General features: G+C 64.1%; 7 protein-coding genes. All 7 read left to right on the top strand.

What is annotated here, in order from left to right:
- Positions 1–29 precede the first annotated feature (29 nt).
- Positions 30–1,130: a 2-aminoethylphosphonate ABC transport system ATP-binding subunit PhnT gene (gene phnT, locus E1748_RS11300; RefSeq protein ID WP_133647163.1), complete on the top strand. Its 1,101-nt coding sequence runs from the start codon at positions 30–32 to the stop codon at positions 1,128–1,130.
- Positions 1,108–2,037 (top strand): 2-aminoethylphosphonate ABC transporter permease subunit, encoded by a 930-nt coding sequence (locus E1748_RS11305; protein WP_133647164.1) that lies wholly within the window; start codon positions 1,108–1,110, stop codon positions 2,035–2,037. The genes phnT and E1748_RS11305 overlap by 23 nt, the downstream gene beginning before the upstream one ends.
- Positions 2,037–2,900: a 2-aminoethylphosphonate ABC transport system, membrane component PhnV gene (gene phnV / locus E1748_RS11310; RefSeq protein ID WP_133647165.1), complete on the top strand. Its 864-nt coding sequence runs from the start codon at positions 2,037–2,039 to the stop codon at positions 2,898–2,900. Before E1748_RS11305 ends, phnV begins: the two co-directional genes overlap by 1 nt.
- 75 nt (positions 2,901–2,975) lie before the next feature.
- Positions 2,976–3,746 carry a phosphonate utilization associated transcriptional regulator gene (locus tag E1748_RS11315; RefSeq protein WP_420819301.1) on the top strand — a complete coding sequence of 257 codons (771 nt, stop codon included), beginning with the start codon at positions 2,976–2,978 and terminating at the stop codon, positions 3,744–3,746.
- A 32-nt stretch (positions 3,747–3,778) separates the two neighbouring features.
- The gene (gene phnA / locus E1748_RS11320; RefSeq protein WP_133647167.1) at positions 3,779–5,035 is read left to right on the top strand and encodes a phosphonoacetate hydrolase; all 1,257 of its coding nucleotides are present in this window, start codon (positions 3,779–3,781) and stop codon (positions 5,033–5,035) included.
- Complete coding sequence (gene phnY, locus E1748_RS11325) at positions 5,032–6,483, top strand: phosphonoacetaldehyde dehydrogenase (protein WP_133647168.1); 1,452 nt, start codon at positions 5,032–5,034, stop codon at positions 6,481–6,483. The genes phnA and phnY overlap by 4 nt, the downstream gene beginning before the upstream one ends.
- A gap of 4 nt (positions 6,484–6,487) precedes the next feature.
- The gene (locus E1748_RS11330; RefSeq protein ID WP_133647169.1) at positions 6,488–7,048 is read left to right on the top strand and encodes a phosphonate degradation HD-domain oxygenase; all 561 of its coding nucleotides are present in this window, start codon (positions 6,488–6,490) and stop codon (positions 7,046–7,048) included.
- Positions 7,049–7,680 lie beyond the last annotated feature (632 nt).

The following is a 7,680-nucleotide window of genomic DNA, read 5'->3' on the forward strand; positions in this document are numbered from 1 at the left end:
AAAGTATTGCCAGCAGGAGGATGAACCCGGTGAACACAGCTAGTCTTGCTCAGCCCGGCGCGCTCGGCGCCGTTCCGGCGGCGCTCGGCGATGCGCGGTCGGAGGCGCCGGCCGGCGTCGAGATCGAGCATCTGACGGTGCGCTTCGGTACGCGCACCGTGCTCGACGATCTATCGCTGACGATCGAGCGCGGCGAACTGCTGACCGTGCTCGGTCGCAGCGGCTGCGGCAAGACGACGCTGCTGCGTTTCATCGCCGGGTTCATCGAGGCGGACGGGCTGGCCGGCACCTTGACGGTGGCCGGCCGCGATCTCACGCACGTACCGCCGCATCGGCGCAATCTGGGGCTGCTGTTCCAGAGCTATGCGCTGTTTCCACATCTGTCCGTCTTCGAGAACGTTGCGTTCGGTCTGCGCGCGCGGCGCACGCCCGCGAAGGAAATCGCGCGGCGCGTCGCTGATGCGCTGAAGCTCGTGCAGCTCGGCGATTCCGGCCATGTGATGCCCGCGCAACTGTCCGGCGGCATGCAGCAGCGCGTCGCGCTGGCGCGTGCGCTCGTGATCGAACCCGACGTACTACTGCTCGACGAACCGTTGTCCGCGCTCGACGCCAATCTGCGCGCGTCGGTGCGCTCCGAACTGAAGGCGTTGCATGAGCGCCTGCCTAATCTGACGATCGTCTGCGTCACGCACGACCAGGACGACGCACTCGTGCTGTCCGATCGCACGCTGCTGATGCGCGAGGGGCGCATCGCGCAGCTCGGCACGCCGCAGCAACTGTACGACACGCCGGAAGACGCGTTCGTCGCGCGTTATCTCGGCGCGGCGAATCTGCTGCCGCCGCAAGTCGCATTTCCGCTCGACGATATGCGCCACGCGGAACGCGATCGCGTTGCGTGTCTGCGTCCCGAGAGTCTGCGGATCGTGCCGCTCGGCGAAGGGCAACTGCACGGCACGATCGCGTCGGTCGAGTGGTACGGCGCGGTGCTGTCCGTGTCGGTCGTGCTCGACGCGATGCCGAACGAACCCGTGCTCGTCACGATGCAGCGCGGCCACGGCATGAACCCGGAAAAGGGCGCACGCGTTTCACTGCGATACGAGGCAGACGATGTCGTCCTTATCCGCGCCTGACGGTCATGACGCGCTGATCGCCGCCGATGCACGGCGCGCGGCGACCGCAGCGTCGCATGCGGCCGCGAAGCGACGGCGCGAGCGTGTCGCACAATGGCATCTGCTGTTTCTCGCGGTGTGCGTGCTCGGGCCGCTGGTGATTTATCCGCTGGTGCGGCTCGTGCTGCTGAGCTTCACCGGTGCACACGGTTTGAGCGCGCATGCGTACGCGACGTTCTTCCAGAATCCGGACACGCGCGGCGTGATCGGCACGACGCTGTGGATTCTCTTCGCGAGCGCCGGGCTGGCGTCGCTGCTCGGCGTCGGGATCGCGGCGCTGCTGTTCTTCAAACCGTTTCCGGGCGCGCGGCTCGTCACGCGTTTTCTCGAACTGTTCGTCGCGTTTCCATCATTTCTGGTCGCGTTCACGCTGATCTTTCTGTACGGCTCGCAAGGGTCGGTCAGCATCGGTTTGCAGCGGCTCTTTCATCTCGATGCGCCGCCGCTCGATTTTCTGTTCGGCATCGGCGGCGTGATTCTCGCGGAAGTCGTGTTCTATGCGCCGTTCGTCGTGCGCCCGACACTCGCGTCGTTCGCGACGCTCGACATGCGTCTCGTCGAAGCGGCGCGCAGTCTCGGCGCACACGGCTGGATGGTCGCGTTTCGCGTGATCCTGCCGCTCGCGTGGCCGGGCATCGCTGCGGGCACGATCCTCTGTTTCCTGCTGACGCTCAACGAGTTCGGCATTCTGCTGGTGCTCGGTAGCGCGCATCTGATCACGTTGCCGGTTGCGATCTACAGCTCGGCGACCGTCGATCTCGATCTGCCGACTGCCGCTGCGGGTGCCGTCGTGATGCTGGCGATGTCGTTGTCGCTGTACGCGCTGTATCGAGCGGTGAACAAGCGCAAGGCTGGAGGAGCGAAGTAATGGCCGTCGATCTCGACCCCACCGTGCTGCCGCCGTTGCATCCGCGCGCGCGTCCTGTGCGGCGTAGTTTTGCCGTGCGTCTGCTGGGCAGCGTGCTGCTCGCGCTTGCCGCGCTGCTGTGCGTCTGGCTGTTCGTGTTGCCGGTGGTCGTCGTTGCGCTGTCGAGCGTCGCGGCGCACTGGTCGGGCACGATCCTGCCCGACGGATTCAGCATGCGCTGGTTCGAGCGTCTCGGTCAGAGCGATTTCGACGCGCTGACGACGAGCCTCGAAATCGGCTTCGGCGTCGCGGTGCTCGGCACCGTGCTAGGCCTGTGGCTCGCGCTTGCACTCGAAGGGCGCGACCGGCGCGGGCTCGGCGCGCTCGTCGATACGATCGCGATGATGCCGAACGGCGTGCCGAGCGTCGTGCTCGGGCTCGCGGTGCTGATCGCGTATCACAAGAAGCCGGTCGATCTGTCGAGCTCGGCGGCGATCGTCGTGTTCGTGCAGCTCGCGCTCGTGCTGCCGTTCTGTTATCGCTGCGCAGCTGCCGCGTTGCGTCCCGAGCTGACCGTATTACGCGAAGCGGCGGCGAGCCTGGGTGCGCCGCCGTCGATGGTGTTGCGCCGGGTCGTGCTGCCGCAACTCGTGCCGGCGATCCGCGCGAGTCTCGCGCTGGGCTTCGCGCTGTCGCTCGGCGAGCTGGGCGCGACGTTGACCGTCTATCCGCCGGGTTTCGCCACCGTGCCGATCGTCGTGGTCGGCCAGGTCGAGCGGGGCTACTACCTGCCGGCCTCGGCGCTGTCTTTGATCTTGCTGCTGGTGTCGCTTGCCGCGCTATCACTGATCGCCGCGCGCGTGCCGCGCCGGCGCGCGGACTGAACCCGCTTTTCTGATTTTTCGAGGTGTGCCTGAACGCGACACCACACACATATCGATGTGGCAATTTTTGTCGAAATGACCGAAAATATGCAAAACGCCGCTGAGAGCCCAAGTTCCGATTCCTCCGTCGATCCGCTCGACGTCGTACGTAGCCAGTCGCTCACCGCGCTGGTTCGCGACGAGATCGAGCGCTGCATCGTTGAGGGCACGCTGGCGCCCGGCGACAAGCTGACCGAAGCCGATTGGGCCGCGCGTCTGCAGGTGTCGCGCGGGCCGGTGCGCGAAGCGTTTCGCGCGCTGGAGCAGGCGGGTCTGGTGCGCAACGAGAAGAACCGCGGGGTGTTCGTACGCGTGGTGACGCTCGAGGAAGCGGACGAGATTTATGCGGTGCGCGCGCTGCTCGAAGAGGCGGCATGCCGGATGCTCGCAGCAACGATCGACGCGCGGCAACTCGCGGTGCTGCGGGCTCATGTCGATGCGATGCGCGACGCGCTCGCTGCGCAGGATCGCGATGCGTATGCGCGGTCGAACGTCGCGTTTCACGACGCGCTGGTCGCGCAGGCGGGCAACGGCAAGCTGTACGAGACGTATCGACGGCTCGTCGGCGAATTGAGTCTGTTTCGTCGTGCGGCACTCGTCGTGCATGACGACACGATGGAGCGGTCGCTTGCCGAGCATCGCGCGATCTTGACGGCGCTCGCCTCGCGCGATGCCGCGCTCGCGGCGACGCTGATGCATGCGCACGTGAACGGTGGCCGTGAACGCGTGCACGAAGCTTGTGAACCGGCTGGACAGCGGGCTGAGAAGAGGCCGCTGCCGGCCACGATCGATGAACCGCGCACCTGACGCTCGACCGATGGTGCGCATGGACGGAACCGATGCTTACTCATACCGAACGCACCATTGAAGTCAACGGCCGACGCTACGGGCTGCCGAAGCAACCGACGGTCGTCGTCTGCGTCGATGGCTGCGAATACGATTACCTCGAAGCGGCGGTCGCCGCCGGCGTCGCGCCGTTCATCGGCAAGATGTTGCACGGCGGCGCGGCATTCAAGGCCGACTGCGTGATTCCGTCGTTCACCAATCCGAACAACCTGTCGATCGTGTGCGGCGTGCCGCCGTCGGTGCACGGCATCTGCGGCAATTACTTCTGGGATCCGCAGGCGAACGGCGGCGCGGGCGCGGAAGTGATGATGAACGACCCTGCTTATCTGCGTGCCGGCACACTGCTCGCGGCGGCGGCAGAGGCGGGCGCATCGGTGGCGGTCGTCACGGCGAAGGACAAGCTGCGTCGATTGCTCGGCTGGCAGCTCGACGGGATCTGTTTCTCCGCGGAAAAAGCCGATGCGGCGACGCGCGACGAAAACGGCATCGACGGCGTGCTTGAGGTGGTTGGTTTGCCGGTGCCCGATGTGTACAGCGCGGGTCTGTCGGAATTCGTGTTCGCGGCGGGCGTGCGGCTCGCGCAGACGCGGCAGCTCGATCTGATGTACCTGTCGACCACCGATTACGTCCAGCACAAATGGGCGCCGGGCACCGAAGGCGCCAACGCGTTCTACGCGATGATGGACGGCTATCTCGCGCAGCTCGACGCGCTCGGCTGGGTGATCGGACTCACCGCCGATCACGGGATGAACGCGAAACACGACCCCGCGACGGGCGAGCCGAACGTGATCTATCTGCAGGACGTGATGGACGAATGGCTCGGTGCGCGCGCCGCACGCGTGATTCTGCCGATCACCGATCCGTATGTCGTGCATCACGGCGCGCTCGGCTCGTTCGCGACGATCTATCTGCCGTCCGGCGCCGATGCTGGTGCGGTGATCGAACGGCTGCGCGGGATCGACGGCATCGAGACGGTGCTCGACAACCACGCTGCGTGCGAGCAGTTCGAATTGCCGAACGATCGCGTCGGCGATGTCGTCGTGGTCGGGACGCGGCACGTGGCGCTCGGCACGCGTGCGGACGAGCACGATCTGTCGGGGCTGACCGTGCCGCTGCGTTCGCATGGCGGCGTGTCGGAGCAGACCGTGCCGCTGATTTTCAACCGGTCGGTGTCCGGCATCGAGCCGGGCAGGCGACTGCGCAACTTCGACGTGTTCGATCTTGCGTTGAATCACGTGGCGGCATCATGAACGCGATCCTGACCGACCATCCTGCGTTTCGCGAAGAAGCGTTGCGTCTGTGCGGCGAACGGGCGGTGCGCGAACGCGTGATCGATGTGTTCGATCCGTACACGGGCATGCGCGTCGGCACGGTGCCGCGCGCGAGCGTCGACGATGTGCGCGCGGCATTCGAATATGCCGGCGCGTATCAGGCGAAGCTCACGCGCTATGAGCGCTCGCAAATTCTCGAACGCGCGGCTGCGCTACTGCGCGAACGCCTGGAGGTCGCGTCGGATCTGATCTCGCTCGAGTCCGGTTTGTCGAAGCAGGATTCGCGCTACGAAATCGGCCGCGTCGCCGATGTGCTCAAGTTCGCGTCGATCGAAGTGCTGCGCGACGACGGTCAAAGTTTTTCGTGCGATCTGACGCCGCACGGCAAGACGCGTCGCGTGTTTACGCAGCGCGAGCCGCTTGCCGGTGTGATCGTCGCGATCACGCCGTTCAATCACCCGATGAACCAGGTCGCGCACAAGATTGCGCCGTCGATCGCGACGAATAATCGCGTGATCCTGAAGCCGTCGGAGAAGGTGCCGCTGTCGGCGTGCTATCTCGCCGACATCCTGTACGAGGCCGGATTGCCCGCGCCGATGCTGCAGGTACTGACCGGCGACCCGCAAGAAATCGCCGACGAACTGCTGATGCATCCGCTCGCCGAACTCGTGACGTTCACCGGCGGCGTGGCGATCGGCAAGTACATCGCGGCGAAGGCGGGCTATCGGCGCGTGGTGCTCGAACTGGGCGGTAACGATCCGCTGATCGTGCTCGAGGACGCGGATCTCGAACGCGCAGCTTCGCTTGCCGCGCAGGGCTCGTACAAGAATTCCGGCCAGCGCTGCACGGCGGTCAAGCGGATCCTCGTCCAGAAGAGCATCGTCGCGCCGTTCACCGAACTGCTCGTCGAGAAGACGCGTGCGTGGTCGTACGGCAATCCATTCGACGGTGCGAACCAGATGGGGACGGTGATCGATGCGGCGGCCGCACGGCTGTTCGAGACGCGCGTCAACGAAGCGGTCGCGCAGGGCGCGCGGCTGCTCGCCGGCAATACACGTGACGGCGCGCTGTATGCACCGACGGTGCTCGATCGCGTGGAGCCGTCGATGACGCTCGTGCGCGAGGAAACGTTCGGCCCGGTGTCGCCGATCCTCACGTTCGATACGCTTGACGACGCGATCCGTATCAGCAACGGCACGCCGTTCGGTTTGTCGTCGGGGGTGTGCACGAACCGGCAGGACGCGATTACGCGCTTCGTCAACGAGCTGCGCGTCGGCACGGTCAACGTGTGGGAAGTACCGGGCTACCGGGTCGAACTGACGCCGTTCGGCGGCATCAAGGATTCTGGGCTCGGATACAAGGAAGGGGTTCAGGAAGCGATGAAGAGCTTTACGAACCTGAAGACGTTTTCGTTGCCTTGGGAGTAAGTGAATGGCTTTAAGTCTTGACGATATTCGTGGGTTGTTCGAGCAGTACGGCAGTCTGTCTTACAGCGGCGAACCGGTGACGCAGCTCGAACACGCGTTGCAAAGCGGTGCGCTTGCCGAAGAAGAAGACGCCGGCGATGAACTGGTCGTCGCTGCGTTTCTGCACGACCTCGGGCATCTGCTGAACCGCAAGGGCGAGACGCCCAGCGCGCGCGGTGTCGACGATCTGCACCAGTACTTCGCATTGCCGTTTCTGCGCGCGATCCTACCGGAAGCGGTGCTTGAGCCGATCCGGCTGCATGTCGACGCCAAGCGTTGTCTGTGCGCGATCGATCCGGAGTATTTCGGCAAACTGTCGCCGGATTCGGTGCGTAGCCTCGAACTGCAGGGTGGCATCTTTAGCGACGAAGATGCGCAGACGTTTTTGCGCAAGCCGTATGCGGAGGATGCTTTGCGTGTGCGTCGCTGGGACGATCGCGCAAAGATCGCGAATCGCGTTACACCGGACATCGGGCATTTTCTCGATGTAGTCGGCGGTGTGATGGAGCGGCATGTGCCGGCTTAAGGGGTTTGTCCTGTTTCTTTAGACGTCGTTGTCGCTAGCGGGTTTGCTTTGAGCTGATGCGTAGCGATGTCGCCCGGTTCGATGTTCTTCGACCGGCTTCTCCTTGTTTGATTGTCTAAGCGTGCCCGCTCTTCTGTTCAAGAAGAGTGGGTGCTTTGTGCGTTCTCTTAGTCGAGATGCGCGAGCGACGTGCGTCGATTTCTTGAGTTCGAAATAACGCTTGCAAGGCGCGGGGCAGGTGACTAGAATTGCGGACTTTCGCGCTTCGGTAAGTGGAGTGCGGAAGGCGGGAGAGCCAGCAATGGCGGGGATTTCCGGGCGGGCAGGTTAGCAGGAAGAAGTGATAAACCTGTTGACGAGCGAACGGAAAGTCTTCATAATCTCGTTTCTCTGCTGCATGGCGGCAGACGCGGAGTGAGTCGGTGGTGGTAGTGCCGGTTTGCGACGTGAACGATCTTTAAAAACTAACAGCCGATAAGTGTGGGCGCTCGATGGCAAGGCGGGTTTCAGATGATGAGTCTGAAGCCGGCATAAGTATCGAGAGTCTCACACTAAAGTAAGTCAGGTTTTTGAATTTCAGGATTCAGGACCTGTCATCTTTGAGTGAGCGACCTGTCCGAGAGGACAGAAAA

Origin of the sequence: Paraburkholderia flava, from assembly GCF_004359985.1 — a bacterium.
In the GTDB taxonomy this organism is placed as follows: Bacteria; Pseudomonadota; Gammaproteobacteria; order Burkholderiales; family Burkholderiaceae; genus Paraburkholderia; species Paraburkholderia flava.